This window comes from Novosphingobium pokkalii (assembly GCF_014652855.1).
Classification (GTDB): domain Bacteria; phylum Pseudomonadota; class Alphaproteobacteria; order Sphingomonadales; family Sphingomonadaceae; genus Novosphingobium; species Novosphingobium pokkalii.
The window spans coordinates 1-26704 of record NZ_BMZP01000015.1; the positions used below are offsets into that span (position 1 = coordinate 1).

Annotated in this window: 25 protein-coding genes; 13 read left to right on the forward strand and 12 right to left on the reverse strand. The window is 65.4% G+C overall.

Features of this window, described 5'->3' with window-relative positions:
* The coding region (locus IE191_RS14780; protein WP_229815423.1) for a cytochrome P450 at positions 1–602 on the forward strand (602 nt) is incomplete at its 5' end.
* A 101-nt stretch (positions 603–703) separates the two neighbouring features.
* Here the strand turns inward: IE191_RS14780 and IE191_RS14785 are convergent.
* Together IE191_RS14785 and IE191_RS14790 are read right to left on the reverse strand one after the other, a co-directional pair.
* A complete protein-coding gene (locus IE191_RS14785; RefSeq protein ID WP_191325158.1) occupies positions 704–1852 on the reverse strand; it encodes an epoxide hydrolase family protein in 1149 nt (382 codons plus the stop codon).
* A gap of 70 nt (positions 1853–1922) precedes the next feature.
* Entirely contained in the window at positions 1923–2708 is a 786-nt protein-coding gene (locus tag IE191_RS14790) for an SDR family oxidoreductase (RefSeq protein WP_191325159.1), read from the reverse strand.
* A 371-nt stretch (positions 2709–3079) separates the two neighbouring features.
* On the opposite strand from IE191_RS14790, the gene IE191_RS14795 reads away from it, so the two are divergent.
* The 5 genes from IE191_RS14795 to IE191_RS14815 all read left to right on the forward strand — a co-directional run bounded on the left by IE191_RS14795 (position 3080) and on the right by IE191_RS14815 (position 8859).
* On the forward strand, positions 3080–3874 hold the full coding sequence (locus tag IE191_RS14795; protein ID WP_191325160.1) for an SDR family oxidoreductase: 795 nt from the start codon (positions 3080–3082) through the stop codon (positions 3872–3874).
* A 70-nt stretch (positions 3875–3944) separates the two neighbouring features.
* Positions 3945–6056 carry a 3-hydroxyacyl-CoA dehydrogenase NAD-binding domain-containing protein gene (locus tag IE191_RS14800; protein WP_191325161.1) on the forward strand — a complete coding sequence of 704 codons (2112 nt, stop codon included), beginning with the start codon at positions 3945–3947 and terminating at the stop codon, positions 6054–6056.
* Complete coding sequence (locus tag IE191_RS14805) at positions 6053–7066, forward strand: zinc-dependent alcohol dehydrogenase family protein (RefSeq protein WP_229815425.1); 1014 nt, start codon at positions 6053–6055, stop codon at positions 7064–7066. The genes IE191_RS14800 and IE191_RS14805 overlap by 4 nt, the downstream gene beginning before the upstream one ends.
* Positions 7067–7295: 229 nt before the next feature.
* Positions 7296–8417 carry a thiolase C-terminal domain-containing protein gene (locus IE191_RS14810; protein ID WP_229815426.1) on the forward strand — a complete coding sequence of 374 codons (1122 nt, stop codon included), beginning with the start codon at positions 7296–7298 and terminating at the stop codon, positions 8415–8417.
* Position 8418: 1 nt separating this feature from the next.
* Positions 8419–8859 carry a Zn-ribbon domain-containing OB-fold protein gene (locus IE191_RS14815; RefSeq protein ID WP_191325163.1) on the forward strand — a complete coding sequence of 147 codons (441 nt, stop codon included), beginning with the start codon at positions 8419–8421 and terminating at the stop codon, positions 8857–8859.
* 9 nt (positions 8860–8868) lie between these two features.
* Here IE191_RS14815 and IE191_RS14820 read toward each other — a convergent pair whose 3' ends face one another.
* From IE191_RS14820 to IE191_RS14855, 8 genes are all read right to left on the reverse strand, one after another.
* On the reverse strand, positions 8869–9876 hold the full coding sequence (locus IE191_RS14820) for an aldo/keto reductase (RefSeq protein ID WP_191325164.1): 1008 nt from the start codon (positions 9874–9876) through the stop codon (positions 8869–8871).
* A gap of 44 nt (positions 9877–9920) precedes the next feature.
* Positions 9921–11126 carry a CaiB/BaiF CoA transferase family protein gene (locus tag IE191_RS14825; protein WP_191325165.1) on the reverse strand — a complete coding sequence of 402 codons (1206 nt, stop codon included), beginning with the start codon at positions 11124–11126 and terminating at the stop codon, positions 9921–9923.
* 43 nt (positions 11127–11169) lie between these two features.
* Complete coding sequence (locus tag IE191_RS14830; RefSeq protein WP_191325166.1) at positions 11170–12687, reverse strand: AMP-binding protein; 1518 nt, start codon at positions 12685–12687, stop codon at positions 11170–11172.
* Between the two features lie 103 nt (positions 12688–12790).
* The gene (pcaF, locus tag IE191_RS14835) at positions 12791–13996 is read right to left on the reverse strand and encodes a 3-oxoadipyl-CoA thiolase (RefSeq protein ID WP_191325167.1); all 1206 of its coding nucleotides are present in this window, start codon (positions 13994–13996) and stop codon (positions 12791–12793) included.
* A 77-nt stretch (positions 13997–14073) separates the two neighbouring features.
* Positions 14074–15288 carry an acyl-CoA dehydrogenase family protein gene (locus IE191_RS14840; protein ID WP_191325168.1) on the reverse strand — a complete coding sequence of 405 codons (1215 nt, stop codon included), beginning with the start codon at positions 15286–15288 and terminating at the stop codon, positions 14074–14076.
* The gene (locus IE191_RS14845; protein WP_191325169.1) at positions 15278–16369 is read right to left on the reverse strand and encodes an acyl-CoA dehydrogenase family protein; all 1092 of its coding nucleotides are present in this window, start codon (positions 16367–16369) and stop codon (positions 15278–15280) included. The genes IE191_RS14840 and IE191_RS14845 overlap by 11 nt, the downstream gene beginning before the upstream one ends.
* Before the next feature lie 108 nt (positions 16370–16477).
* On the reverse strand, positions 16478–17248 hold the full coding sequence (locus tag IE191_RS14850) for an enoyl-CoA hydratase/isomerase family protein (protein WP_191325170.1): 771 nt from the start codon (positions 17246–17248) through the stop codon (positions 16478–16480).
* A 73-nt stretch (positions 17249–17321) separates the two neighbouring features.
* Positions 17322–17903 carry a lipocalin-like domain-containing protein gene (locus IE191_RS14855; RefSeq protein WP_191325171.1) on the reverse strand — a complete coding sequence of 194 codons (582 nt, stop codon included), beginning with the start codon at positions 17901–17903 and terminating at the stop codon, positions 17322–17324.
* A 194-nt stretch (positions 17904–18097) separates the two neighbouring features.
* On the opposite strand from IE191_RS14855, the gene IE191_RS14860 reads away from it, so the two are divergent.
* The 5 genes from IE191_RS14860 (at position 18098) to IE191_RS14880 (ending at position 22567) form a co-directional block, all read left to right on the forward strand.
* Positions 18098–19132, forward strand: coding sequence for an alpha/beta hydrolase (locus IE191_RS14860; protein WP_191325172.1), 1035 nt, complete (start codon positions 18098–18100; stop codon positions 19130–19132).
* Between the two features lie 73 nt (positions 19133–19205).
* On the forward strand, positions 19206–20111 hold the full coding sequence (locus IE191_RS14865) for a crotonase/enoyl-CoA hydratase family protein (RefSeq protein WP_191325173.1): 906 nt from the start codon (positions 19206–19208) through the stop codon (positions 20109–20111).
* A gap of 9 nt (positions 20112–20120) precedes the next feature.
* Positions 20121–20927, forward strand: a complete 807-nt coding sequence (locus tag IE191_RS14870; RefSeq protein ID WP_191325174.1) for an enoyl-CoA hydratase/isomerase family protein — start codon at positions 20121–20123, stop codon at positions 20925–20927.
* Positions 20928–20987: 60 nt separating this feature from the next.
* Positions 20988–21422 carry a Zn-ribbon domain-containing OB-fold protein gene (locus tag IE191_RS14875; protein WP_191325175.1) on the forward strand — a complete coding sequence of 145 codons (435 nt, stop codon included), beginning with the start codon at positions 20988–20990 and terminating at the stop codon, positions 21420–21422.
* Positions 21419–22567, forward strand: a complete 1149-nt coding sequence (locus IE191_RS14880) for a thiolase family protein (RefSeq protein ID WP_229815428.1) — start codon at positions 21419–21421, stop codon at positions 22565–22567. Before IE191_RS14875 ends, IE191_RS14880 begins: the two co-directional genes overlap by 4 nt.
* Before the next feature lie 61 nt (positions 22568–22628).
* On the opposite strand, the gene IE191_RS14885 is transcribed toward IE191_RS14880, so the two are convergent.
* Positions 22629–23438: a metal-dependent hydrolase gene (locus tag IE191_RS14885; protein ID WP_191325177.1), complete on the reverse strand. Its 810-nt coding sequence runs from the start codon at positions 23436–23438 to the stop codon at positions 22629–22631.
* Between the two features lie 399 nt (positions 23439–23837).
* The gene (locus IE191_RS14890) at positions 23838–24662 is read right to left on the reverse strand and encodes a phytanoyl-CoA dioxygenase family protein (RefSeq protein WP_191325178.1); all 825 of its coding nucleotides are present in this window, start codon (positions 24660–24662) and stop codon (positions 23838–23840) included.
* A 207-nt stretch (positions 24663–24869) separates the two neighbouring features.
* On the opposite strand from IE191_RS14890, the gene IE191_RS21075 reads away from it, so the two are divergent.
* Together IE191_RS21075 and IE191_RS14895 are read left to right on the forward strand one after the other, a co-directional pair.
* Complete coding sequence (locus IE191_RS21075; RefSeq protein ID WP_229815429.1) at positions 24870–25700, forward strand: sugar phosphate isomerase/epimerase family protein; 831 nt, start codon at positions 24870–24872, stop codon at positions 25698–25700.
* Positions 25701–25710: 10 nt separating this feature from the next.
* Positions 25711–26664: an aldo/keto reductase gene (locus tag IE191_RS14895; RefSeq protein ID WP_229815430.1), complete on the forward strand. Its 954-nt coding sequence runs from the start codon at positions 25711–25713 to the stop codon at positions 26662–26664.
* Positions 26665–26704 lie beyond the last annotated feature (40 nt).

Here is a 26704-nt window from a genome sequence, read left to right on the forward strand (position 1 = left end):
AAAGCCAGAGTTATGGCGCCAGCGTGACCTGGATTGCACGGAATTTGAGTCAGACCCCCTTTTGCGCGCCGATAGGGGGTCCCGATTGGACGCCGATTGACAAAATTCTGGCGGCGCAGGTAAATGGCGCGCCGCTCGATCACCACGATGTCATCGGAATACGCTCGCTGCTCTATGCCGCCGGTCTCGACACGGTACTCGGCAGCATGGGCTGGCAAATGTACCGCTTAGCCCGCGAACCGGAACTGCAGGACCAGATCCGCTGCGATCCCAACAACATCCTGCACGCCGTCGACGAACTGTGCCGCGCCTATGGCGAGGTGCGCAACCGGCGTACCGTGATCAAGGACTTCGAGTTCCGGGGCGTTAAGATGACGGCGGGCGACTGGGTAAACCTTCCGACGATGCTGGCCAGCCGCGACGCACGGAAATACCCAAATCCGCACGCGCTGGATTTTGCGCGCAAGGACCGCGGCATGACCTTTGGCGGCGGCATCCATTACTGCCTGGGCATCCATCTCGCCCGAATGGAGATGAAGGTAGTGCTGGAGGAAGTGCTCGCCGCTTTCCCGAACATTCGCATCGCTCCCGGCAGCAGATGACCTACCATACCGTCGGCGTATGGGGTGTGAACTCGCTCCCGATCGTCTGGGGCCCAGAATGATTGCGGGGGCCGCTCCTGCGCCGCGCCGCGTCCCGCACGTTATCGGCGCGCGAGCGGCATGAGCATGCGGCGCAGTTCCGCGACCAGAATGTCCGGGCTGTCCATTCCCGGGAAATGGCCGAGCCCGGCCAAGCTGTAATCGGCGACGTCATAAAGGCGCTCTAGGCAACTGCGCGGGATGGGCGGAAACAGGTCGCGCGGCGGTACCATGAAGGCCGCCGGCACCTTCGCCTTGCCGCGGCGCGGCACCCGCGCGGCATCGAGGAACATGTAGAGCCAGCTCGGCGCGAGCGAGCCGTTGATCCAGTACAGCATCACATTGGCGAGCAACACGTCCATCGCAAAGGGCGGATCCTCGCCGCTGCCGTGCCTCGTCCAGCCCTGGAACTTCTCCACGATCCACGCGGCGAGCCCGATCGGGGAATCGGTCTGCGCATAGGCCAAGGTCTGCGGCTTGGTGCCCTGGATCGCCTGATACCCGGATTCGGAAACCATCGCCGCCTGGAACGCCTGTAGCCATTGCTGCTCCTCGGCGGTCATCGGCGGCCCCGCCGCGAAATCGGGCGTGCCGCCGGAGCCCGTCATCATGATTCCGCTGAGCGCCTCGGGGAATTCATGCGCCAAAGTCGCGGTGACGAGACAGCCCCAGTCACTGCCATAGGCGAGATACCGGTTCACCTTGAAGCCATCGACCATCAACGCCGACCAAAGCGCCGCGATGTCGCGCGGCGTGAGCGGTTTCGCGGGTGCGGGCGAAAGCCCATAGCCGGGCAGGCTGGGCAGGATCACGGTGAACGCATCCTCGATCCTGCCACCATGTCGTTCAGGATGCGCCAGCCGGTCAATGATGTCGATGAACTCCAGGAAGCTCCCCGGCCATCCGGCGGTAAGCACCAGCGGCACGGGATCAGACCCCGACCCTGGCTCGACGAGGACGTGGATGCGCTCGCCCCTTACGGGCACGATGCGTTGCTCGAACGCGTTGATCCGCGCCACCCATTGCGGCCAGTCGAACTGCTCCACCCAATAGTCGCGCAGCCGACGCATATAGTCGAGCGGCGTGCCGGTTTCCCAATCGGCGCCCGCCTGCTGCGCGGGAAATCGCGCCGCCCGCAGCCGCGCCTCGAGATCGGCCAGCATCTCGGGATCTGCGGCAAGACGGTATGGTGTTCCGGGAAGATCGATCATTCCACTGTCCTTAATGGTATCTGCGAATGAACGGCGGCGCACGCCGCGCGCCGCCGGTTCAGCCGCCACTTCAGGGCGCGATGATCCAGCCGCCGTCCACCTTCAGGGTCTGCCCGGTCATCCAGTCGCCGGCAGACGAACACAACAGCAGCAGCGGTCCGACGAGTTCGTCGGGTTCGCCCTGCACGCGCATGGCCACCGTGTTTTCGAGCATCGTGCGGAACGGCGAACCCGGCGGCGTGAGCGACGCGCCCGCATCCGAATTGGTGTTGCCGGGCGCGATCGCGTTGACATTGATCCCCTGCGGGCCGAGCTCGTACGCCAGAGCCGTGGTCAGACCGACCAGCGCAATCTTGCTGATGCCATACAGTGTCTTCGGCGGATAGGCGCCCCCCGAAACCTGATTGACGATCTTGCCGCCGCCCCGTTCAAGCATCATCGGTACGATCGCGTGGACGCAGTTGAGCGCGCCGGTGAGATTCACGTCGAGCGTGCGGTTCCAGTCAGCGATCGCCGTCTTGACCAGCGGCGCGTAGGAAAGCTCGGTCATCAGCGCCGCGTTGTTCACGAGGATATCGACGCCGCCGAATGCCGCCTTCGCCGCGGCCGCCATCGCCGCCACCGAAGCCGTGTCGGTGATGTCGACCTGCACGGCAAGCGCCTTCCCGCCCCGCGCCGTGATCTCGTCCGCGACTCGAGCCGCGCCTTCGCCGTTCAGGTCTGCGACCACCACAGCGGCACCGGCGCCCGCCAGACCCAGGGCATAGGCCCGCCCGATGCTGTTGCCGCGACCGCCGGCACCGGTGACGATCGCCACCTTTCCATCGACGCGATAGGATTGGATGTCGAACGCCATGTTGCTCTCCTGTAAATCGCTTGTCTTACAGACTGTCTCTTTTGCCTCGCGGGACCCGGATTGATCGCTTCCGCGTCAACCAGGGCCCGCGCCGCCACGGCTGTGTAACGCCAGGCCAAAGGCGTCGACAAGCGTTATTTGACACAGTCGTCAATCAAAGCGTATGGCGATGGTCGCTGTCTCCGTTCGTGCGCCCGAGGCTATGGGCGCGGCACTTCGCTTGCGTGCAAGCGCGGCTGCGAACGGCAGAGGCCGCAGTCCAGGCGCGAGGCTGCGCGTTCGAACTTTTGACACAAGAGTCACTTCGGCGACCGAGTTAAATTCGCTAGTCGAGTCACAGCGTGCGAGTCGCCGATCGAGAGGATGACAACATGAAGATCAACGAGGGGATGTCCGCCATCGTCACCGGAGGGGCTTCCGGACTCGGCCGTGCCACCGCCGAGGCGCTGGCTGCCACGGGTATCCGGGTGGCCATTTTCGACATCAGCGAGGAGGCGGGCGAAGCCATCGCCAAGAACATCGGCGGCGTATTCTGCAACGTGAACATCCTCGATGAAGCCAGTGTCGAGGCCGGCTTCGCCAAGGCGCGCGCGGCGCACGGCCAGGAACGCATTCTCGTCCACTGCGCGGTCGTCACGGGCGGCGGCAAGACGCTGAGCTGGGATAAAGCCAACAACTGCTACAAGCGCACACCCACCGAACAGATCGCCCGCTCCGCGGACGGCATCTTCACGGCAACCTATCGCATCGCTTCGCTAGCGGCGCTCGGCATGGCTAATGCGGACCCCATCAGCGAGGATGGCGAGCGCGGCTGCCTGATCTTCACCTCGTCGGCCGCGTCGCAGGACGGGCAGGTCGGTCAGGTTGCCTATGGCGGCGGCAAGGGCGCGGTCAACGCCATGGTTCTCCCGATGGCCCGCGACCTGATGGATGCTGGCATTCGCGTCAACGCGATCCTACCGGGGATCTTCGCCACCCCGCCGATGCTCAAGGTGAAAGAATATAACGAGGCGGTGTTCGACAATCTCGGGAAGTCGGTGCCGTTCCCCCGCCGTCTCGGCCATCCGGAAGAATTTGCCAGTATCGTGCTCGAACTGGTGCGCAACAGCTATTTCAACGGCCAGCTGATCCGCATCGACGGCGGGATCCGGATGCCACCGAAATAGACACGCGACCACCGATATCGGAGGCGGTGCCGGGTTCCGGCGCCAGTGGACTTGGGGAGTCAGTCGTTTCATGCAGATCAACGCCGTTACCTCCTGGGAGGTCGAACGACGCATCGCCGTCGTGACGATCGACAGCCCTCCCGTGAACGCGCTGTCGGCGCCGGTGCGGCAGGGGCTCGCCAAAGCCATCCGGCAGATCCAGGACGATGGCGCCGTCGATGCCGTCGTCGTGCTCTGCAAGGGCCGGACGTTCTTTGCCGGTGCCGACATTACCGAACTAGGCAAGCCGCCGGTGGAACCCAGCCTGCGCGATCTCCAGCTGCTCGTCGAAAGCTCCGCCAAGCCGGTCGTTGCGGCAATCCATGGCACGGCTCTAGGCGGGGGACTTGAACTGGCGATGGTCGCGCATTGGCGCGTCGCCGTGCCCTCGGCCCGGCTCGGCCTGCCCGAGGTCAAGCTCGGCATCCTGCCCGGTGCAGGCGGCACCCAGCGCCTTCCCCGACTGGTCGGGGTTCGCAAGGCGCTGGAAATGATCACCAGCGGCAGCCAGATCGGCGCGGACGAAGCCCATGCCTCCGGGCTGGTCGACACCCTGACTGGCGAAGAAACGCTGCGCGCCGATGCGATCGCCTTCGCCCGCAAGGTGATCGACGAGCGCCTGCCGCTGATCAAGGTTCGCGACCGGCGCGAAAAGCTCGACGCGGCGCGCGGCGACGCCGCGCTCTTCGTGGATTTCCGCAAGGCCAACACCAAAGCCTTTCGCGGCTTCAAGGCGCCCGAGGCCTGCATCCAATGCATCGAGATGGCGGTTTCGACGCTGACGTTCGACGAGGCGCTGCTACGGGAGCGCGCGTTGTTCGACGAACTGGTATCGGATAGCCAGTCGGCGGCCTTGCGCCATGTCTTCTTCGCCGAGCGCGAGGCGGCGAAGCTGCGCGATCTGCCCGCAGGCCTGCCGGCCATGCCGATCGAAAAAGTGGCGATCATCGGCGCCGGAACGATGGGCGGCGGCATCGCGATGAACTTTCTCGACGCCGACCTGCCGGTCACCTTGGTGGACACCAAGGAGGAGGCTCTCGCGCGCGGAGTAGCTGCGATCCGCCGCAACTATGAAGGGGCTGTCAGCAAGGGGAAGCTGGATCAAGCGGCGATGAGCCGGCGGATGGGCCTGCTCATCGCCACGACCGATATCGCCGATATCGGTACCGCCGATCTGGTGATCGAAGCAGTATTCGAACTGATGGAGGTGAAGCAGGAGGTGTTTCGGAAGCTGGACGCCGCGGCCAGGCCCGGCGCCATTCTCGCCTCGAACACCAGCTATCTGGACATCGAGGCGATCGCCAGCGCCACCAGCCGTCCCGATCATGTGCTCGGCCTGCACTTCTTCTCGCCGGCGCACATCATGAAACTGGTGGAGGTGGTGCGCACGCGCCAGACAGCACCAGCGGTGCTCGCCGCCGCAATGGCGGTCGTCAAGCGGATCGGCAAGCTGGGCGTCACCGTCGGCAACGGCTTCGGCTTCGTCGGTAATCGCATGCTCTTCGCGCGCAGCGCCCAGGCGGACCAACTCTTGCTGGAAGGTGCGACGCCCTGGGCGGTGGACGAGGCCCTCTACGCATTCGGCTTCCCGATGGGGCAATATCAGATGCGCGATCTCGCCGGGCTGGACGTGGGCTGGAACCGCGCCACCTCGCAGTCGGCAACCGTTCGTGACATCCTCAACGAAATGGGTCGCCACGGCCAAAAGAGCGGCGGCGGCTATTATGATTATGACGCAAGCCGAAGGCCGACGCCGGCGCCCCTGGTCATGCAGGTGATCGAGGATTTCGCCAAGGCGCAAGGGATCGCCCGCCGGGCCATCGCGGAAGATGAAATCGTCGATCGCATCCTCCTCGCCATGGTCAACGAGGGCGCGCGCATTCTCGACGAGGGCATCGCGCGCACCGCGTCGGACATCGACGTGGTCTGGCTGGCGGGATATGGCTGGCCCCGCTATCGGGGCGGCCCGATGTTCTGGGCGGACCTGCTGGGCGCGGCAGCGGTGCGGGACAAGCTGACGGCGCTGCAGGCCCGCCATGGCGACGCCTTTGCACCTTCGCCGCTGATCGAGCGCATGGTGGCGGAAGGCAGTTCGTTCAAGGATGTCGTGGCCGGGCACGCCCGCATGGCTGCATTCGCGTGACCGATCAAGGGGCGGCCCGACGTGTCCTGGCGACGCCGAGCGGCGGGATCGAGAGCCTGCGGATCGAGCCGTTCGACCTGTCGCCGCCCGGACCCGGCGAAGCCCTTGTGCGCATGCGCGCCGCCAGCCTCAACTATCGCGATCTGCTCGCCCTGCGCGGCAAGCTCCCCGGCATGGCGGATCGGGGGCCCTATGTTCCGCTGTCCTGCGGCTGCGGCGAGGTCGCTGCGGTGGGCCCAGAGGTCACGCGGGTAGCGCCGGGCATGCGCGTCGCGCCGATTTTCGCGCTCGGCTGGATCCGCGGGGGCTTCGAGACGCTGACCAGCGCGCATCTCGGCGGCCCGGTCGACGGCACGGCGGCATCGATGGCGATCTTCCCGGCGGAAAGCTTGGTCGCCATCCCCGCCATGCTCGGCGATCTCGAGGCCGCAACTCTGCCCTGCGCTGGCGCGACCGCATGGAGTGCGTTGACCCTGGCACGCCCGATCCACCCCGGAGACCTCGTAATCCTGCAAGGAACCGGCGGCGTTTCGGTCGCGGCCCTTCAATTCGCCAAGGCGGCCGGAGCGCAAGTGGCAATCACCTCGTCGTCGGATGCCAAGCTGGCGCGCGCGTGGGCGCTCGGCGCGGACATCTGCGTCAACTATCGGCGCGATCCGGATTGGGCGGCAGCGATCCGGCAGCAAGCCGGGCGCGGCGGCGATCTGCTGATCGACGTCGTCGGCACCAGCGAACTAGACCAGGCGGTTGCGGCGCTCAATGCGGACGGCGCTATCGCATCGGTCGGCCTGCTCGGGGGCGAGCCCACGCGGCAGCGCGTCGCAGGCCGCCAGATCGTGCCGATCCTCACCGGCAATCGCGACACCGTCGAAGCGATGCTGCGCGCGATCGAGGTGAACCGCATTCGCCCGGTGGTGGATCGGGTGTTTCCGCTGGAGGATCTGGCGAGGGGCCTTCAGATACTGGAAGGCCATGGCTTCTTCGGCAAGATCGCAATCGCGATCCACTGATGCATTCGCCCGCGCCGCCTAAAGTTGACATAATCGTCAGAAAAGGCTGCAATCGACGCAGACAATCGCCCGGGTGCGGGATCGCTGAAGGCCGCACCGCTGGGGCGATCCGGGAATTTCGAAGGACACTGCAATGGGTTGGGTAAACCAGGACAAGACCGCGATCGTCGGCATTGGCGCGACGGACTATTATGTACGCGGCCAGAGCCAACCCCGTACGGTCTATGAAATGGCCGCCGAAGCCATCCTGAAAGCCTGCGCGGACGCCGGGATATCGATCAAGCAGGTCGATGGCATCGCCTACTATTCCGGCGCGGGCATGGGCTACACGGGCAAGTTCGATTCGGCCACGCTGATGGAAATGCTGGGCATGCCCCACATCTCGTTCACCGCGTCGATCACTTCGGGCGGGGGCGGTTCGGTGGGGGCGGTGGGGCTTGCCACGGCGGCGCTGATGAACGAGGATTGCACCTATTGCGTCACGGTAATGGCGCTCCAGCAACTGCCCCAGGCCAGGCTGGGCACCGTCTTCGGCAAAATGGCGCCGGATCCGGAGAACAGCTTCCTCCAGCCCAGCGGCCTCGTCGGCCCGGGGCACCTGATCGGTGTCCTCGCGCGGCGGCACATGCACCTCTACGGCACCACCCGGGATGCGTTCGGCGAGGTTGCGATCGCCACGCGCGGGCACGCCCTCAATCGCCCTAAGGCGATCCGCCGGAAAGCACTGACCAAGGAAGACTATCTCGCCTCGCCGATGCTGGCGGACCCACTGCGCCGGCTGGATTTCTGCCTCGAAACCGATGGCGCGGTGGCGATCGTCACCACAACTGCCGAGCGCGCGCGCGACTGCCGGCAGAAGCCCGCCTATGTCCACGCCGTCGCCCATGGCGGCCAACGCGAATGGGGGCGCGCCTTCACCTGGTACGGCATGCCCGATCCCTATTTCGCCAGTTCCGGGCACAGCTTCACCGCGAGCCGCATCTGGAGGCAGTCGGGCCTGTCGGCGAAGGATATGGACGTGGCCCTGCTCTACGATCACTTCACGCCGATGGTACTGATGCAGCTGGAAGACTACGGCTTCTGCGAACGCGGCGAGGCGAACGATTATGTACTTTCCGGCAAGCTGCGTTTCGATTCTGCTACCGGCAGGGGCGTGAACGGGGGAACGCCGGTCAACACCCATGGGGGCAACCTGAGCGAAGCCTATATCATCGGCATGACGCACATCACCGAGGCCGTCGAGCAAGTGCGGGGAACGACGGTCAACCAAGTACGCGATTGCGAATTTGCCCTGGTCAGCGGCGGCCCCGCTCCGCTGCCCGTTTCCAGTCTCGTGCTGAGGAGTGCCTGAGATGAGCGATGCACTGCGCTATGGCCCTGCACATCTGCTCCCCGGCGAGCAGATCGCCATCACCACCAACACTGCCACGGAACCCTTTTGGTTGGCTGCCAAGGAGCATCGGCTGACCGCGTGCCAATGCGCGCAGTGCGGGCATTTCCGCATGCCACCGACGCCGGTTTGCCCGGAATGTTCGAGCTTCGAGGTCCAATGGCCGAGCTTGCCGGGAACCGGCGAGATCTTCAGCTTCGCGATCTGCAACCGGAATCCCGCCAATGGCGAGGAATTCACCTATGTGCCGGTGGTGGTCGACCTGGACGGGGCACCGGGCGCGCGGCTGATCGCGAACGTAACCGGCTGCGATGCCGAGGACGTGCACATCGGCATGAAGGTCACGGTCGAGTGGACCCCGATCAACGACGGGTGGGTGCTGCCAAACTTTCGCAAGGCGTGACCCGGATGCTCAGACGATCCGGCCTTCCACCGGGAAAGCCGGATCGGTGTAGCCGGGCGTCGATGCGTGGCCGCGCGGCACCAGCGCATCGATGAACGCTTCGTCCTCGGCGTCGAGTTCGACCGCGAGCGCGGCGACATAGGCCTCCCACTGCGCCAGCGTGCGCGGCCCCGCGACGGCTGCACTCACCAATCGGTTGCGCAGCACCCAGGCGACCGCGAATGCGATCGGCGAGACTCCGCGGGCCGCAGCGCGCTCGGCGATCGCCTGCGCGATCGACAGCGACTCCGTCCGCCATTCCGTCTGGGCCAGCCGCACATCGCCGCGGCCGGCACGCGATTCCGGGTCGGGATCGGCACCCGCGCCGTATTTCCCGGTCAGGACGCCGCGTGCGAGGGGGCTATACGTCACACTGCCGATGCCGAAATGGACGGCTGCCGGGAGTTGCTCGGTTTCGGCGCCACGCGCGACAATATTGTAGAGCGGCTGGCTCGCGATCGGCGGGTCGACGCCCAGATCCGCCGCCATCTTCGCCGCCGCGGCAATGCGCCAGCCCTGGAAGTTCGACACGCCCCAATAGCGTACCTTGCCCTGGCCGATCAGGTCGCCCAGCGCCCGCACGCCCTCTTCCAGCGGCACGCCCGCAAGCGCCCGGTGGAAGTAGACAATGTCGATATAGTCGCTCGCCAGCCGGCGCAGACTATCGTCCACGGCCTGGAAGATGTGCTTGCGCGATTGTCCGAAATCGTTCGGCCCGGGTGCGGCGGTACCGGGGAAGCCGAACTTGGTCGCGACCACGAACGCCGAACGCCGCCCCCCGATGGCGCGCCCTACGACCTCCTCCGAGCGCCCCCCGTTATAGACATTGGCCGTGTCGATGAAGTTGATGCCATGCGCAAACGCGTGATCGATGATGATGCGGGAGCAAGCCTCGTCGGCCTCTCCGCCGAACATCATGGCGCCCAGGCAGAGCGGAGAAACCCGCAACGCGCTGCGACCCAGATAGCGATAGTCCATCTTCGATCTCCTGTTCCCCGCTGCGCCCCCGGCGCCACCTCGCCTCAGCGGATGATCTGCCTGGCCTTGAGCGCCGCGACGTCCTCCGTGGAAAAGCCGAGTTCGCTCAGGATCGCCTCGCCATCCGCACCATAGGCGGGCGCAGCCTTGAGTATACCGATCGGCTGTTCGTCGAATTGCGCGGGCGATGCACCGCCCAGGTAACCGCGCCCGTCGCCGGCGACGATCTCGGTCACGAAGCCGTTGGCGAGCGCCTGATCGTCCGTGATCACCTCGGCCGGCGACTGGACCGGCGCCCATACCCCCTGCAGCGTCGCCAGCTTGTCCTTCCAATAGTCGAAATCATGCTGCGCGAAGAGCATATCGAACGTGGCGATCAATGCCCGCCGGTTCGCGAACCGCGCGGCCGCGTCCTTGAAGCGCTCGTCTCCGAGGAGATCGGGCCGATCGAGATGCCGCACCAGATCTGGCCACCATTGCTCCATCAGCAGGCAGAGCGAAATCCAGCGATCATCCTTGGTCTTGTAGACGTTCATGATCGCGTTGAAGCTGTCCGCCCGCAGCGGGTTAGGCCCGCGCTCGAGGCCCATGCCCGCCGCGACGATCGACTGGGACATCAGATAGATGCCCACCAGATAGAGCGCGTTGTCGACGATTGCGCCCCTGCCGGTGCGTTCCCGCCGGAACAGCGCCGCCGAGATCGCACCTGCCAGCATCGCACCGCCGCCGAGATCGCCGATCGAGCCCGGCTGCATCGGCGGTTCGCCGCCAGGAGCGGTCTGCATATAGGCGGAGCCGGACCTGCACCAGGAGGACGGATAGTCGAACCCGCCATCATTTGCCATGCGCCCCTGCAAGCCATAGCCGGTACCCCGAGCATAGATGATGCGCGGGTTCACCGACATCACCTCGCTTGCCTCGATGCCCAGCTTGGCACGCGCATCCGCCCGCAAATTGGTGATGAAGATGTCGGCACTGGCGATGAGCTTATGCAGGATGGCGCGCCCGTCGGGCTGCGTCAGGTCCAGCGCGAGCGAGCGTTTCCCGCGATTTCCCGCTTCAAAGTACATGTTGAAGCCGTCACGCCCGGAATTGGGAATCGCCAGGGCGCGGCCGGGGTCGCCGCCGCCGGTGCTGCGCTCGACCTTGATCACGTCGGCGCCCCAATCGGCCAGAATCATCGCGGCGGCCGGGACGAAGGTGTGCTCCGCGACTTCCACGACCTTGATGCCTTGCATGACGTCGTACATGTGCCTCTCCTATCTCTCGGGCCGCCCGCGCATCGCGGCGCTGTCAGGCCGTCTCCCGGTATCGCTCCAGCAGGGCCTGCTTGCGCACCTTGCCGCTCGGCAGGCGGGGAATCTCAGCAACGAAATCAACCGATCGGGGGCATTTGTAGTGAGCCAGCCGCGCGCGGCAGTAGGCGATCAGTTCTTCGGCCAGCGCTTGCGACGGCGCCTGCCCCCTCGCAAGCGCCACGACGGCCTTCACCTCCTCGCCGAATTCCGCATTCGGGATCCCGATTACCGCCAGGTCTTCGACAAGCGGATGCAGGGCCAGCAGGCTCTCGACTTCCTGTGGGTAGATATTGACCCCGCCCGAAATGATCATGTTGCTCTTGCGATCGACCAGGAACAGGAAATCGTCCTCGTCGAGATAGCCGATATCGCCAGCGGTGCACCATTGTCCGTCCCGAATGGCTTCGCCGGTCTTGTCGGGCTCCTTGTAATATTCGAAGGGCATCGACATCTGAAAGTAGACCACACCTTTGGTTCCGCGCGGCAGATCTCGGCCATCGTCGTCGAGGATCCGGATCGGCCCTGCCATCGACCGGCCGACCGTCCCGGGACGTTCCAGCCACTCCGAGCTCGAGACGGTCACGAAGCCGCCCTCGCTCGCCCCGTAGAATTCCTCGATCACCGGTCCGAGCCACTCGATCATCCGGCGCTTGACCTCTGGCGGGCAAGGCGCAGCGGCATGGATCGCGGCCTTGAGGCTGGACAGGTCATAGCGCCGGCGCACCGCCTCGGGCAGCTTGAGCATGCGCACGAAATGGGTCGGCACGAACAGGGCATGGGTGACGCGGAACCGCTCGATCGCCGCGAGCACCGCTTCGGCGTCGAAGGAAGATAGAACCACGCTGGTCCCGCCGAGCACCTGCGTTCCCATCGTCCAGGCCAGCGGGGCGGCGTGGTAGAGCGGGCCGGGCGCGAGAAACACCGAGTCCGCACCGACCCCATAAGCGTGCCGCATCAGGAGTTCGCCAGGGCCGGGCGCGCCGACAGGCTGGGTGCCAAGCGGCCGCAATATGCCCTTGGGCGTGCCGGTGGTGCCTGACGAATACATCATCGCCGAGCCCTCGCGGCCTTCGAAACTCGGCAGCCCGGGTACATCGGCGATGGAACGAAACGCACCGAACGGTGCGTCCATCGACAGCATCAACGCCGACCGTGCAGTGGTCTCGGTCGCCGCCCTCGCCAATGCTCCGAGGCCGATGCTGGAAACCACCGCGCGGGCTTCGCTGTTCTCGATGATATAAGCGGTTTCGGCAGGCTGGAGGTGCCAGTTGATCGGCACGTAGCGCAGGCCCGAGCGGCGCGCCGCCCAGGCGGCGACAAAATAATCGAGATCGTTCTTGAGCAGGATCGCGACGCGGTCGCCCTCGGCAAGGTCGTAACGAAGCCTGCCCGCGAGATCGGCCGAGCGCGCGGCGAGATCGACGAAGCTGATCCCTTCCCCACTATCGCCAAGGATGGCGGCGGGCCTGTCCGCCGTCCGCGCCGCGGCAGCGAAAAAGCCTTCGGCGCTCACCTCCTGTCTCCGCACGCAACGACCAGATGGTGCGTCGAGCGACGACCGTCGCCGCCTGCCGCTGCCGACGGCACGGCCGCGGCTTCAGACCAGTGGCGGCTGGTCACACGCGCTCCACCGCCAGCGCGACGCCCATTCCTACCCCGACGCACAACGTGGCGAGCCCGCGTCGACCGCCCATAGCCTCGAGTTGATGGACGAGGGTCATCGCAAGTCGAGCGCCGGACATGCCGAGCGGGTGGCCGAGCGCGATCGCTCCGCCATTCGGGTTCACCTGCGGCGCATCGTCGGGCAGGCCCAGGCCGCGCAGCACCGCCAGCGACTGACTGGCAAAGGCCTCGTTCAGCTCGATGGAATCGAAATCGGCGATGCCGAGCCCGAGGCGCCCCATCAGCTTCTCGCAGGCGGGGATCGGCCCGATGCCCATCACCCGCGGCTCCACCCCGGCCGAGGCCATGCCAAGAATTCGCGCGCGCGGCGTGAGCCCGTAGCGCTTGGCTGCGGCCTCGCTCGCCACGATCAGCGCCACCGCACCGTCGTTGATGCCGGACGAATTCCCCGCCGTGACGGTGCCGTCCGCAAACAGCGGCTTCAGCATGGCCAGGCCTTCGAGGCTCGTATCGGAGCGCGGATGCTCATCCATCGTCACCTCGATCGTCCCGCTGCGCTTGCCGCCGGGGACGGTGACCGGCGTGATCTCTGCCGCCAGGAAGCCGTTTTGCTGGGCCTCTGCGCACCGTTGCTGGCTGCGCAGGGCGAATGCATCCTGGGACGCCCGATCGATGCCGTGCTCCGTCGCCACATTCTCGCCCGTGCGCGGCATTGTCTCCGTGCCGTAGAGCTCATCGAGCGCCGGGTTGATGAACCGCCAGCCCATCGTCGTGTCCTCGAGCTTCTGCTCGCGGCCGAAGGGGCTGGCGCTCTTGCCCATCACAAACGGCGCGCGCGTCATGCTTTCCACCCCACCAGCGATCGAGAGGGCGATCTCGCCGGTGCGAATGGCCCGGGCGGCGGCGCCGACCGCTTCGAGACCCGACGCGCACAGCCGGTTCAGCGTGACGCCCGGCACCTGGCACGGCACGCCGGCAAGCAACAAGCTCATCCGCGCCACGTTGCGATTGTCTTCGCCTGACTGGTTGGCGCAGCCATAGAAGACCTCCTCGATCGCACCGGGATCGATCGCGGGATTGCGCGCCAGGAGCGCCCGGATCGGAACCGCGCCGAGGTCATCCGCCCGAATGCGGCTCAGGATGCCGCCATAGCGCCCGATCGGCGTGCGGATGGCGTCACAGATAAAGGCATCGGTCATTGTGGATTGGCCTGCTGCTGAGGAAGAGGGGTGTGCTGCCATGGCCGCGGCGCGGCTGCGCCGGCCCCCGAGCACACCTATTTCGGGATCTGGTTGAAGGGCACGCCCTTGTCCGGCCGGTGATCCTGCGGCAAGCCGAGGATCCGTTCGGCGATCGTGTTAAGCAGCATCTCGTCTGATCCGCCCGCCTGCCGTCCGGTTGGCGCCGAGATCCAGCTACGGACCCAGTCGTCCAGCCGTCCGCTCGGTTCCCAGGTCACCCCGGCCGCTCCGCGCAAATCCAGCACGAACTCCGACAGGCGCTGGCGCGCGCGGGCGGAGACCAGCTTGTTGACCGCGCCTTCGGGACCGGGCTCCATGCCGAGGCCCAGCATCAACTGATTGCGTGCCTGGATCGCACGCAGGCCGTTCTGGAGCGCGTAATTTCGGGCGATGCGCTCGCGCACGCGCCCGTCCTCCAGCAGCGGCACGCCATCCACATCGGCCGCGGCCGCCTCCCGGACGAACAGGTTGAGCGCCGGCCCGAATCCGGCAGGATCCGAGGCATGGTGGCGCTCGATCACCAACGTTTCCAGTGCGACCTTGAAGCCGCCGCCCACCGGACCGAGCCGCTGCGAATCCGGCACGAGCACGTTGTCGAAGAAGACCTCGTTCACATGGTCGGAGCCGTCGGCCAGCTTGATCGGCCGTACGGTGGTTCCGGGCGCGCGCATGTCCACCCAGAAATAGGTGAGGCCCTGATGCTTGAGGAGCGTGGGATCGTGCCGCGCGACGAGGATGCCGTAATCGCAATATTGGGCGTAGGAGGTCCACAGCTTCTGCCCATCCAGCCGCCAGTCGCCCGTCGCTTGGTCCTGCGTGGCGCGCAACCGCAGGCCCGCGAGGTCCGAACCGCCCGAAGGTTCAGAGAAGAGCTGGCACCAGATTTCCTCGCCGCGTAGCGCCGCCCTCGCGCGTTCGAGCACCCAATCACCGGTGAGGTAGCGCAGGATGATCGGTACCGGCATGCCCAGACTGACGGCGAAATAGTCGGTCGGAAAACCGAACTTCATTTCCTCTTCTTCGAAGGCGAGTTTTTCCAGCGCCCCCAGCCCCTGGCCACCATGCTCGCGGGGCCAGTTGATCCCGGAATAGCCCGCGTCATATTTCAGCGCCATCCAGGCCCGGCCCAGCGCCAGATCCTGTTCCGGGGTCAGCCCGCGCCGGGCCGGGGCGCCATGGGTTGCCGCATGCGCCTCCAACCAGCGACGGGCGGTTTCGCGATATTGCTGGATTGCCGTTTCAGCACGCACGACGCAGCTCCTCGACGAGTTCGTCTTCCCAGAACAGGTTGTTGCCAATCTCGACCGCCAGCGTCCGCGCGCGGCGCTGGTGGAGATGGAGGTCCGCCTCCCAGGTTCCGCCAAGCCCGCCGAACACCTGCATCGCGTCGCGCGAGGCGGTGTCATAGGCTTCCGTCGCGGCAATCCGGGCAGCCGCGGCATAGCGGGCGAAATGCGGGTCATCGACGTTGTGCGCCGCATATTGGGCGTTGCTGCGGGCCAATTCGATCAGCGTGTAGTTTTCCGCAAGACGGTGCTTGATCGACTGGAAGGCCGCAAGTGGCTGGCCGAACGCATAGCGTTCCAGCGCATAGGCGCGCGCCGACGCGAACACCGCTTCCGCCCCGCCGACCTGCTCATGGGCGGTCGCCACCGCAAGGAGGCATAGGATAGTCCGCGCAGCCTGAATACCATCGGCGGCCAGCAGTTGCGCCGGGGTACCGGCAAAGGCCATATCGGCGGCCAGCCGGCTGTTGTCGAAGGTCGGCAGCAGGTGCCGGCGCGTTTCCGCGCCGGAGAGATCGGCAAGCACGAGCGCCGGGCCGTCGCAGGTCGCGGCAAGCACGATCGCGAGGTCTCCGGCGCCGCCGCCGGGCACCGCCGTCTTGGTACCGGTGAGCCTGCCGTCTTCGAACCGCACCGCAGGCGCTTTGGGTAGCGGGGCCCGGCCTTCGGCCAGCGCCACGATGCCCTTCACCTCGCCTGCCGCCAGCGCGGGAAGCCATTTTTCCCGGGCCGCCGCGTCGCCGAAGCGGCCGATCGCCTCGCTGACCGCATAGCCGGTGTTCAGAAACGGGGCGCCGCAGACCACCTTGCCACACGCCTGCGCGACGATTCCCTGTTCGGAAAGGCCGAGGCCCAGGCCCCCGGCAGCCTCGGGAACGGCAATCGCCGGCCAGCCCTGGCTTACGCAAATGTCCCAGAAGCCCGTGTCATAGGCGCCGCTCTGCTCGAGAAGTTGCTTCAGCGCGGGCGCCGAAAACGCATTCTTCAGGATGCGGTCGCATTCCTCGGCGATTTGCCGCTGTGATTCATCATAGATCAGAGCCACTGCCCATCCACTCCTTGCCTGGCTGCACTTGCGGTTTCGCAGCACGCCCGCGGCACTTCGGCATCGCCAAAATTTGACGATGTTGTCAATCTTTTATTCCCGGTCATCTCACGTTCCCCGGAATTGCGGCGCACGACGCTCGCCGAACGCGCTTACCCCTTCCTGATAATCCTCCGACCGCATCAGCAGGGGCTGCATCGCAGCCTCGTTTTCGAGAAAGCTGCAAAAGTCCGTATTCCCGGCCAGTTCATATTGCCGCTTGGCCATCTCCATCGCGAGGCCCGGTCCCTTGGCGAACCCGCGCGCGATGTCGATCGCCCGGTCGAGAACCGGCGTCTCGCGCGCGATCTCGAGGATCAAGTTGAGCGACAACGCTTCCTCGGCGTCGATGAAGCGCCCCGAGTAGGTGATTTCCTTCGCCCGCATCAGGCCGACGTTGCGCGCCAGCAACCACGCCGCCCCGCCGTCCGGTGCGAGCGCGGTCTTGTTGAAAATCTGCGAAAAGCGCGCGGTGTGGCTGGCAAGAACCAGGTCGCACGACAATGCATAGCTCCAGCCGACCCCCATGCACACGCCCGACACCGCCGCGATTGTCGGCTTTTTCAGGGTGTAGATGGCGCGGCTGATGCGGTGCAGGCGCTGCATGCGCTCCAGCGTCGCACGCACGCTGCGGCTGCCGAACTCGCCCACGTCCATGCCCGAGCAAAAGTCCCCCCCGGCGCCGGTGAGCACCACCGCACGAACCGCCTCGTCCTCGCGAAACCCCTCGAACACCTCCCAAAGCTGCTGGCGCATCGCCATGGTGATGGCGTTCTTCTTTTCCGGACGCGCCAGGGTCACCACCGCGACACCCTCGCTGACCTCGACCTCGACGGACATCATCTCTCCTTGGAACGTCGCGGCGGCCTTTCCTCTGCCGTCCTGCGTGTGGGTATCTCGGGTACGGGACCGATCAGGTCGCTACGTCGCTTCCGCTGATCGGCCGTCGGTCGACATCCGCGTCGCGCAACGTGGCAGCGGTTACGCGGCGCCACAGGATGACGTCATGATGCGCAACTCCCTCGACCGGATACGGCCGGATGCGAAGGATCAGCGTGTCGTCGTCGACGAAACGGTACACGCGCTCCTGTACGGCCGCAACCAGGCGGGGATCGATCCCCGTCCACAGATGATGCCGGATCACCTGGCTGGCCTCGTCGACCTCGAAGCGGCCGGCATAGCCGGCAAAGCTCTGATACGCGCGCGTCAGTTCCAGCGCCTGCGCCGGAGGCGGCTGTTGGTCGCGCAACGACGCATGGGCCGCGTCGCGCGGATTGCGGAACGTCGGCAGGCTGCGCGCGCGCGCGACCATTTGCACCTGCATGAAACCGGCTGGATCATAGGTCAGCAGTCCGACAGGGGCGCTACCCAGCGGATATTCGAGGAACGCCCCGTCGCGGAATCGCTCCCAACTGACGAGCGCCCAGCTGCCGCAAAACCGCTCGGTGTCGGTTAAATCTGCCAAGATCGGCTCCCCGATGAAACGTTCCGCCATTACTTGACAAGTATGTCGATTCTTCCGACAGAGGCAAGGGCATTTCGAGGCTGGCCGGCCGGCCCGGACGTTCGGGGGATGCCACCCCCGGTGTCGCGGGCGCGTTACGGCGCGCCGATGCCGGGGAACGGACGTCGCGCCAGTGGCGAACGAGGGTGCTTTCCGGCTCAACGACGGCGAATGAGGTTCGACAGGTGGTGCGAAACGAAATCCAGGTCCCTTCCTTCACCATGCCGAAGGTCAGTGCGCTCCTGCGAAAGCACGAGCAGGCAGGTGCCGCAGCAGCCGCGCCTGCCGCCGAGCGACCCGCGCAGCCAGCTGCCGCCCCGGCCGTTCCCCCGCCTCCACCCTATATCGACTCGAATGCCGAATCGGTGCTCGCCTATCGTGACTGGATCGATACGCATTTCTATCCGCGCATCCTCGCCAAGCAGCGCAAGACGTTCGACGTAACGATCGAACCCCATGATCTCGCCGGCGTGCATGTTGAAGTCATCAAGCCGGCCGGCGGCGTCGCTCCGACGTGGAACGGTCGCGTTCTGGTGAACTTGCACGCCGGCGGCCTCACCTTCGGCGCGCGGATGTGCGGCCAACTCGAATCCGTCCCGGTCGCCGGCATCGCCGGGTGCAAGGTCGTCAGCGTCGACTATCGGCTTGCGCCCGAACACCGGCATCCCGCCGCTGCGGAGGATGTTGCCGCAGTGCTCGGCGCGCTGGCTGACATCTACGGCGCAGAATCGATCGGCCTGTTCGGCTATTCTGCGGGCGCCTTGCTGGCCACCCAAGCACTTTATCGGCTACGACAGGAGGGACGGCCGCTGCCCGGCGCGCTCGCGCTTCTGTTCGGCGCAGCAAGCTATTGGGGTGAAGGCGATTCCGCCCAGTGGGCGCCGGCCATTTCGGGCCGTTCGATGCCTGCTTGGGAAGAGCACCTCTATTTCCTCGGCCTCGATGGCCAGGATCCGTCGGTATTTCCGCTACGCTCCGATGCGGCGCTCGCGGCGTTCCCGCCCTCGCTGCTGATCTCCGGAAGCCGCGACTTCGCGCTCAGTTCGGTGGCGCATACCCATTCGCGGTTGGTGAAGCTCGGCGTGCCCACGCAGTTGCATGTGTGGGAAGGGGTCGGCCACGCCTTCTCGCACGATTTCCGTCTTCCCCAGTCGGTAGAGTTGTTCGCCACCCTGATCGACTTCTTCGACAAGCATCTGGCCGGGCCGAAGCCGGCCTGAGACGCATGGCATATCGGCCGCACCTCCAGAATGGCGGCCGCCCCGAACAGGTGACGCAAGGGAGCGCGCGTACATGGGCAAGTGGCTGAAGGCGGCGGAATGCATCGATTTCAAGGTCGATGGCTCCGTGGCGTATCTCACCCTCAACCGGCCGGACAAGCGAAATGCACTGAACCGGCAGATGCTGATCGAACTCGAAGCCGCGTTGATGGAGGCCGACGACAGAACCGACGTCAACGTCGTGGTGCTGCAGGGCGCTGGCAAGGACTTCTGCGCCGGTTTCGACCTTGTCACCACCTACAACGACGTCAAGACGGACCAGGCGGCGGAGCCGGCCGAGGCACTGCACTACCGCACCCGCTTCGGCACGGTCGACGACGATAGCTGGCATCTGGAAGCGACCCAGCGCCACATGATGACCATCTTCGATCTGCACAAGCCTGTAATCGCCAAGGTACAGGGCAACTGCCTCGCCGGCGGCACCGATCTCGTGTTCTTCTGCGACATGGTAATCGCGGCGGACGATGCGAAGATCGGCTTCCCCGCCGCCCGCGCGAACGGCACCCCGCCCTCGCACATGTGGGTCTATCACCTCGGACCGCAATGGACCAAGCGCATCCTGATGACCGGCGACACGCTGCTCGGCCGCGATGCCGCGCGCGTCGGCCTGGTCCTCGATGCCGTGCCTGCCGCCGATCTCGACACCGAAGTCGAGGCATTGGCGCGCCGCGTGGCGCTGGTCGACCCGGAGATCCTCGCCACGCACAAGCGCGTCGTGAACATGGCGCTGGAACTGCAGGGTGCGCGCAGCTTGCAGCGCTTTGCTGCCGGGCAGGATGCGGTCGCGCATCTCGGAAGGGGCCCGCGCCGCAGCCAGTTCCGGCACGACATGGCCACCGCAGGGCTGAAGCAGGCGCTGCGCAATCGGGACGACCCCTTTGGCGACAGCTTCGCCAAGGCCAAGTGGTGGGATGCCTGAGGATACGCCATGGCTGACATTTTGATCGACGAGGTCCTGCCCGGTGTGCGGCGGCTGACGCTGAACCGGCCCGAGCAACTCAACGCCTTCACCATCGACACCTATGCCGAGCTGATCGAAATCCTGCGTGCGCTGAAGCACGATTCGAAGACGCGCGTGGTGATCCTTACGGGCAGCGGTCGCGCCTTCTGTGCCGGACACGACCTGCGGAGTTCGGGGCTCGCGCAATGGGTCGATGATCCGGACCTAGGGCCGACCTACCGCTCGCGCCACCACATGACCGGCATGGCCTCGATCCCTGTACTGATGCGCCAATTGCCCCAGCCGGTGATCGCCGCGGTCAACGGTGCCGCCGCCGGCATCGGCTTCTCGTTGGCGCTGGCTGCCGACATGTGCATCGCCGGGAGTTCGGCCAAGTTCGTCAACTCGATTCACAATGTCGGCACCGGGCACGAGCTGGGCATGAGCTATCTCCTGCCGCGGGCCGTCGGCACGCAGCGCGCCGCCGAGATCCTGCTTACGGCGCGCCCTATCCTGGCCGAGGAGGCAGAACGGATCGGGCTGGTGCTCCGCTCGGTGCCCGAGGATCAGTTGATGGAAGCGGCGCTGGAGATTGCGAGCAACATTCTCATCAACGTGCCGCTCGGCGTCTGGCTGACGAAGCAGTCGCTGTGGCTGAATCAGGCGGCCGGCAGCCTCGAAGCCGCGATCGAGCTCGAATCGCGCGCCGTTTTCATGGCGCGATCGACCGAGGATGCCGCGGAGAAGCGGCAATCGTTCCTCGAAAAGCGGCCGCCGGTCTTTCGCAACAAGTAACCGACGCCGGCACCCGGCCGGCGCCATGGTCCCCCACATCTCGGATCGGAAACAAACGCTATGTCGACCGAAACCAACCGGATCGCGATCAAGGACGGGCTCTTCGCGGGCCCCCTCGACGATCTTGCCGACGTCCATCTGTGCGGAAGCAAGTGCGCGGCCTGCGGCGAAACGGGACTGGGCAGTCTCGACGCCTGCCCGAACTGCGGATCGGCGGACCTGTCGCCGGTGGCACTCGGCAACCGGGGGACGCTCTACACCTACACGATCGTTCGGCATCGGCCGCCGGGCAATTACCGCGGTCCGGCGGAATTCAAGCCCTTCGGCCTGGGTCTGGTGGAAGTCGACGGAGTCCTCCGGATCATGGCGCCGCTTCTTCCGACGATCGATGATCTCCGCATCGGCATGCCGCTACGCCTGCACCCCTATGTTCTGCGCACCGACGAGAACGGCGCGGAAGTGATCGCCTTCGCCTATGGCGCGATGGGAGAATGAATGTGAGCAACGTCTATATCATCGGCAGCGGCTATCACTCGTTCGGGCGCTTCGACAAATCCTACCAGCAGATCGGATCGGAAGCCGCGGCGGCCGCGCTATCGGATGCCGGAGTCGAGTGGCGCGACATCCAGGCCGCCTATATGGCGCGCATGTACCTGCCGGCGACGTCGGGCGCGCGGATCCTGCGGTGCCTGGGCGCCACCGACATTTCCGTCATCGACATCGAGGCCGCCTGTGCAAGCGGCGGCGCCGCCTTGCTCCAGGGCATGATGGCCATCCGCGCTGGCGACGCCGATCTGGTGCTGGTGGCCGGCACCGAAAAGATGCCGCGCGGCTTCATGGATCCGTCGATGATCTACAGCCCGTGGCAGATCGAGCTCGGCATGTCGATGAACCCTGCCTATTGGTCGATGCGCGCGATGCGCCACATGCACGAATATGGCACCACGCATGAACAGATCGCCATGGTGGCCCACAAGAACCATCTGAACAGCGTCCATAACCCTATGGCGATGTATCAGAAGGAATTCTCGATGGAGCAAATCCTGAATTCCCCGCTGGTATGCGATCCTATCCGGCTACTTGAAATCTGCGCGCCAAACGATGGCGCGGCCGCCGTCATTCTCGCGTCCGAGCGCAAGGTGCGCGAACTGGGCGCCAAGGGCATTCGGGTCGCCGCCGTGGCGCACACCATTTCCCGCTACTCGTCCGATTTTCGGTGCCCGGCCGAGACGATGAGCGCGACGATGGACAATCTGGGACCGTCCGAAGTGACGGCCGCCCGTGCCTATGAAGCCGCGGGCATCGGCGTGGACGAGATCGATTGCTTCGAGGTTCAGGACACCGACGCCTTCTGCGAAATAGAGATCTATGAGGAACTCGGGTTGTGCGGTGTCGGTGAAGGCGGCAGGCTGGTGCAGGACGGGCAGACGCGGATCGGCGGGGCGACGCCGGTCAACATGAGTGGCGGCCTGATCAGCAAGGGCGAGCCGGTCGGCGCATCGCACCTTGGTCAGATCGTCGAACTGGTGGCACAGCTCCGGGGAACCTGCGGACCGCGACAGGTGGAAGGCGCCAAGACCGCGCTTGGCCATGTGCTGGGCGCCGGCGGCAACTGCGCCATCACCATCCTTCAGAAGTAAGCAGAAAACCCGCTCCGGCATATGCCGGAGCGGGCCTTGTGCCCCTCACCAGCGCGCCGATTCAGGCCGTGGACGGCTCGAACTTGGCGAGATAGGCGCGGTAGTTGTCAGGCTCGGGCAGCCTGCGCGGATTGTAGGTCGGCAGCAGCACCTTGAACAACCGCGGCAGCATCGCCTTGTGGACGGCCTTGGCCGCGGCCTTCTCTCGCACGATCGATTCCGCCCGCTCCGCCGCGGTCATCTTCTGTCGATCGCACTCCAGCAGATACTCCGTCACGCGGGTGATCATCCGCTTGAAGTGCGCGATCTGGGCGAAAAAGCCCTTCATGCGCATGAAATAGCCGCCATGAACGGCGTGGAACACGTCGTAGCAGACCGAGCGATGCTCAAATTCTTCGACCAGGTGCCACATCCACATCGAAATGATTTCAGGGTCGCCGGAAGCGGTCAGTTCGCCCAGTTCGTTGTCCAGCCAGATCTTTGCGGTAATCGGTCCCAGGGTTTCGAACCCGTCGCAATAGGCGCAGAGAAAGGCGAGCGACTTGGTCTCGAACAGTCGCGCATATTCCGCCTCCACCCAGGCATCCAGTTCGGCGATGTCATAGCCGTCGCGCGTCAGTATCTGCGCCTGGCGCTGGTGCGTTGCGAAATGGTTCGATTCCTGCCGGATGAAGGTGCGAACGTCGGCCCGCAACGCCGAATGGCGCTCGTCCTTCAAAGTGGTGAGCGCGTGCGCCATCACGCGATTCAGGAATCGCTCGAGATGGGGAATGATGATCGACGACGCGTTCATCCGCTGCGCGAACTCGGGATTGACCGACCAGTGCACCGGCGTGTTGGAAAAATCGAACTTGGGAAGCCTTGCCTTCATCTGACACTCTCCTGTTCTTTCGCCTGCCGCCTCGTCCGCGCTCTTTCCCGGCGTCCAGGCCTCGCCAGCCTCCGGCGCGGGCCCGCGTCAGCCAGCTTCACCGCGATCCTGTCCAGCCAGTGCTGCGGAACGTCGATCCTGAACGGCTCGAGCGTCAACGTCAGGGCCAAGCGGCACGCGCGCGACTGAACGCAGCGCAGCTCGGCTGCCACCGGCGGCCGGAGCCGTGGTAGCAATCAAATTCCTGACAAAAATGTCAAGTGATCGCATCCTCGGTCGATACGGTATCCGTTCGGACGAGGTCATACGGATCTTCCGACGCCTGCCGGATCGGCGGCAGGATGCCCGGCCTCCCCGGAAATCCTGCCTGCCCATCCGGCGCCCCTTGCGGGAACGCGCCTAGGCGGCCTGGTAGACGATCGGAGTTGCCTTCAGGTCGTCGTGGCGGGTAGCGAAATAGCTTTCCGGAACCATGGTAAATTCATCGATGCCATAGTTCAGCAGCATGCTGATCCGCGGCCTGTCGCCACTGTTCATGCCGCTGCCGTGCAGCAGATGCGTGTGGTGAACGGAGCCCCAGCCGGCCGGAAGCACCGAGTCAAGTTCGGTCCATTCCTGGCCTTCAGGCACCTTGATTTCCTCGCGCTGGCGATCGGTGTCGTGTTCGAAAAAGCCGCTCTGGTAAAGCGCGTCCCAGCGATGCGAGCCCGGCACGAACCGCAGCGGCCCGAGTTCGACAGGCACATCGTCGAGCGCGACCCACAGGTTGATACTGCGGCCGTTGATGATCTTTTCGAAATACCGACGATCCTGGTGCCACCCCACGACGGTTTTGGTCGACGACCGCGGATATTTGGCCATGACCATGAAGTTGAAGACCTTGAGGCGCTTGGCGCCGGTCACTTCCGCGGCCCATTCCGCCATGCGCGAGGTCGCCATGATCTCGCGCAGCACGTTGTCCGCGTCCTGCGGCATCTGCGACTCGATATAGGGCGGGTGATTGGCGATGTCGGTGCCGCCGGTGTTGGTCCGCGGTGCGACGCCGGTTTCGTACACCCCTTGCAGGACTTTCCACGCATGCTCACGGGCCGCCGTCACTTCCGACTCGGTAAGCAGCGCACCCGGGGAAACCTGGAAGCCGTCCCGGCCATAGGTGTAACGCTGAGAATTTTGCGTCGCCAGCCGGACGACCTCCTCATGGGATTGCACGACATCAGTGGTCATTGTTGCACCTTTCCTGTGTTCAGGGTCCGCTCAAATCTGCTGGCTAGCTATGGACATTTCTGACAGAAGTGTCAAATATCGTTCCAGCGCCATCAAGTGCGGTTTCGTCGGTGGCCGGCGAAAAATGTAGGAATTCACGAGGGCGCCTCAAGCGGTTGGGTATGCGCCCGATCTCGAGGCGCGAAGCGAGAGGATGGAAGGGAAGTCGTGCAACGAGAAGCCGCAATTCGGCAGCTTTGCCTTGAGCCCCTGGCAGTGCTCGACATACCTGTACGCGAAGCGATCGATATTGCGGCGGCAGCGGGGTTCGGAGCCATGAGCCTCTGGGTAAATTCCCCCACGCCAGCCTTTGTCGCCCCCTGTCTGGTCGAGCGGGAAGCCGCGCTTGCGGTCGCGCGGCGGCTGCGCGATGCCGGCATGCGGGTGTGCAATTTGGAGGTGTTCCGGGTCGGTCCCGACACCGATGTGTCGCGCTACGAAGGCGCGATTGCGCTGGGCGCGGAACTGGGTGCGGCGACAGCGACCGTGATCGCGAAAGACGGCAGCGACGGCACCGCCGAGACGCTGAGCCGGTTTGCGCACCTGGCCGCAGCATATGACATTCGTGTCAATGTCGAGTTCCTGTCCTATCGCGGCCCCCGCACCCTGGAGGAAGCGCTCGATCTCGTCACCCGCACCGGGGATGCCGGGGTCGGGATCCTGATCGACATCCTTCATCTCGTCCGATCGGGCGGCTCGATCGAAGCGGTGGGCGCTCTGGATCCGGCGGTAATCGGCCATGTGCAGCTTTGCGATGGGCCATTGGGCGTTCCCGAAACCTGGCTCGAACACGAAAGCGCATCGGACAGGATGTTGCCGGGCACGGGACAATTCCCGCTCGGTGCATTCGTCGAGGCCTTGCCGAGCGTGGCGTTGGGCCTCGAAATCCCACGCATGTCAGCAACGTTCCGCGGGCTTGCCCCGGCGGCGCGCGTTTCGTCGCTGCTGGGCGCGACGCTTTCGTGTTTTCACCAGAATTATCTCAATTATCCAGTCTGAGGACAGGCGAGTGGCGAAGTTGCTTGGAAATACCGGACTCGCGATCGGCCCCCTTGTCGTCGGCGGCAATGTCTTCGGCTGGACGATCGACGAGAAGCGTAGCTTCGAGGTGCTCGACGCCTTCGTGGCGGGCGGCGCGACGATGATCGATACTGCCGACGTCTATTACGCCTACGCCCCCGGCAATGTCGGCGGCGAGTCGGAAACCATCATCGGACGCTGGATGAAGGCACGCGGGAATCGCCACAAGGTGCAGGTCGCGACGAAGGTGGGCCTGCTCAAGATCAACGGCGAAACGGGGCTGAAGCCCGCGCTGATCGAAACGGCGGTGGAAGCCTCGCTGCGTCGCCTCGATACAGACTATATCGACGTCTATTTCGCCCATTCGGACGACGAGGACGTGCCGCAGGAAGCGGTGGCGCGCACGTTCGATCGGCTGGTGCGATCGGGCAAGGTGCGGCTGCTCGGAGCGTCAAACTTCCGCCAAGACCGGCTTCAGGCTGCACTCGATATCGCCGAGGCGAGCGGGCTGGCAGGCTATTCGGTCTATCAGCCGCAACTGAACCTGATGGCGGCAGGCGCCTTCCCCCCGGGATTGCGGGACGTCTGCGTAGGACGTGGCATGGGCGTGATCACCTTCTTCGCGCTCGCGAGCGGCTTTCTGACGGGCAAATATCGCCAGCTCGAAGACGTGCAGGGCAGCCACCGCCACGCCGCGCTCGGCCGCTATTTCAACCCGCGGGGCGAAGCCGTCCTCGCCGCACTCGACAGCGTCGCAGCACAGACCGGCACAACCCCGGCGCAGATCGCGCTCGCCTGGATTATGGCCACGCCGGGTGTCACCGCGCCGATCGTGAGCGCGACCAGCGTTGCGCAGGTCGAAAGCCTGTTACCGGCCGTCACGTTGCGGTTGGACCCCGCGCAGATGCGCATACTGGATGCAGCGGCGAAGACGCCCGTCTGATTCTCACACCGCCTCGGGCACGGCGCACACCGAATCGAAA

Coding starts and splice junctions, on each gene's coding strand:
- IE191_RS14870 (WP_191325174.1), top strand. CDS start 20,121: ATGGCTGACATTTTGATCGACGAGGTCCTGCCCGGTGTGCGGCGGCTG.
- IE191_RS14875 (WP_191325175.1), top strand. CDS start 20,988: ATGTCGACCGAAACCAACCGGATCGCGATCAAGGACGGGCTCTTCGCG.
- IE191_RS14880 (WP_229815428.1), top strand. CDS start 21,419: ATGAATGTGAGCAACGTCTATATCATCGGCAGCGGCTATCACTCGTTC.
- IE191_RS14855 (WP_191325171.1), bottom strand. CDS start 17,903: ATGGCGGAACGTTTCATCGGGGAGCCGATCTTGGCAGATTTAACCGAC.
- IE191_RS14890 (WP_191325178.1), bottom strand. CDS start 24,662: ATGACCACTGATGTCGTGCAATCCCATGAGGAGGTCGTCCGGCTGGCG.
- pcaF (WP_191325167.1), bottom strand. CDS start 13,996: ATGACCGATGCCTTTATCTGTGACGCCATCCGCACGCCGATCGGGCGC.
- IE191_RS14815 (WP_191325163.1), top strand. CDS start 8,419: ATGAGCGATGCACTGCGCTATGGCCCTGCACATCTGCTCCCCGGCGAG.
- IE191_RS14790 (WP_191325159.1), bottom strand. CDS start 2,708: ATGGCGTTCGACATCCAATCCTATCGCGTCGATGGAAAGGTGGCGATC.
- IE191_RS14885 (WP_191325177.1), bottom strand. CDS start 23,438: ATGAAGGCAAGGCTTCCCAAGTTCGATTTTTCCAACACGCCGGTGCAC.
- IE191_RS14795 (WP_191325160.1), top strand. CDS start 3,080: ATGAAGATCAACGAGGGGATGTCCGCCATCGTCACCGGAGGGGCTTCC.
- IE191_RS14785 (WP_191325158.1), bottom strand. CDS start 1,852: ATGATCGATCTTCCCGGAACACCATACCGTCTTGCCGCAGATCCCGAG.
- IE191_RS14800 (WP_191325161.1), top strand. CDS start 3,945: ATGCAGATCAACGCCGTTACCTCCTGGGAGGTCGAACGACGCATCGCC.
- IE191_RS14865 (WP_191325173.1), top strand. CDS start 19,206: ATGGGCAAGTGGCTGAAGGCGGCGGAATGCATCGATTTCAAGGTCGAT.
- IE191_RS14810 (WP_229815426.1), top strand. CDS start 7,296: ATGGCCGCCGAAGCCATCCTGAAAGCCTGCGCGGACGCCGGGATATCG.
- IE191_RS14850 (WP_191325170.1), bottom strand. CDS start 17,248: ATGTCCGTCGAGGTCGAGGTCAGCGAGGGTGTCGCGGTGGTGACCCTG.
- IE191_RS14820 (WP_191325164.1), bottom strand. CDS start 9,876: ATGGACTATCGCTATCTGGGTCGCAGCGCGTTGCGGGTTTCTCCGCTC.
- IE191_RS14825 (WP_191325165.1), bottom strand. CDS start 11,126: ATGTACGACGTCATGCAAGGCATCAAGGTCGTGGAAGTCGCGGAGCAC.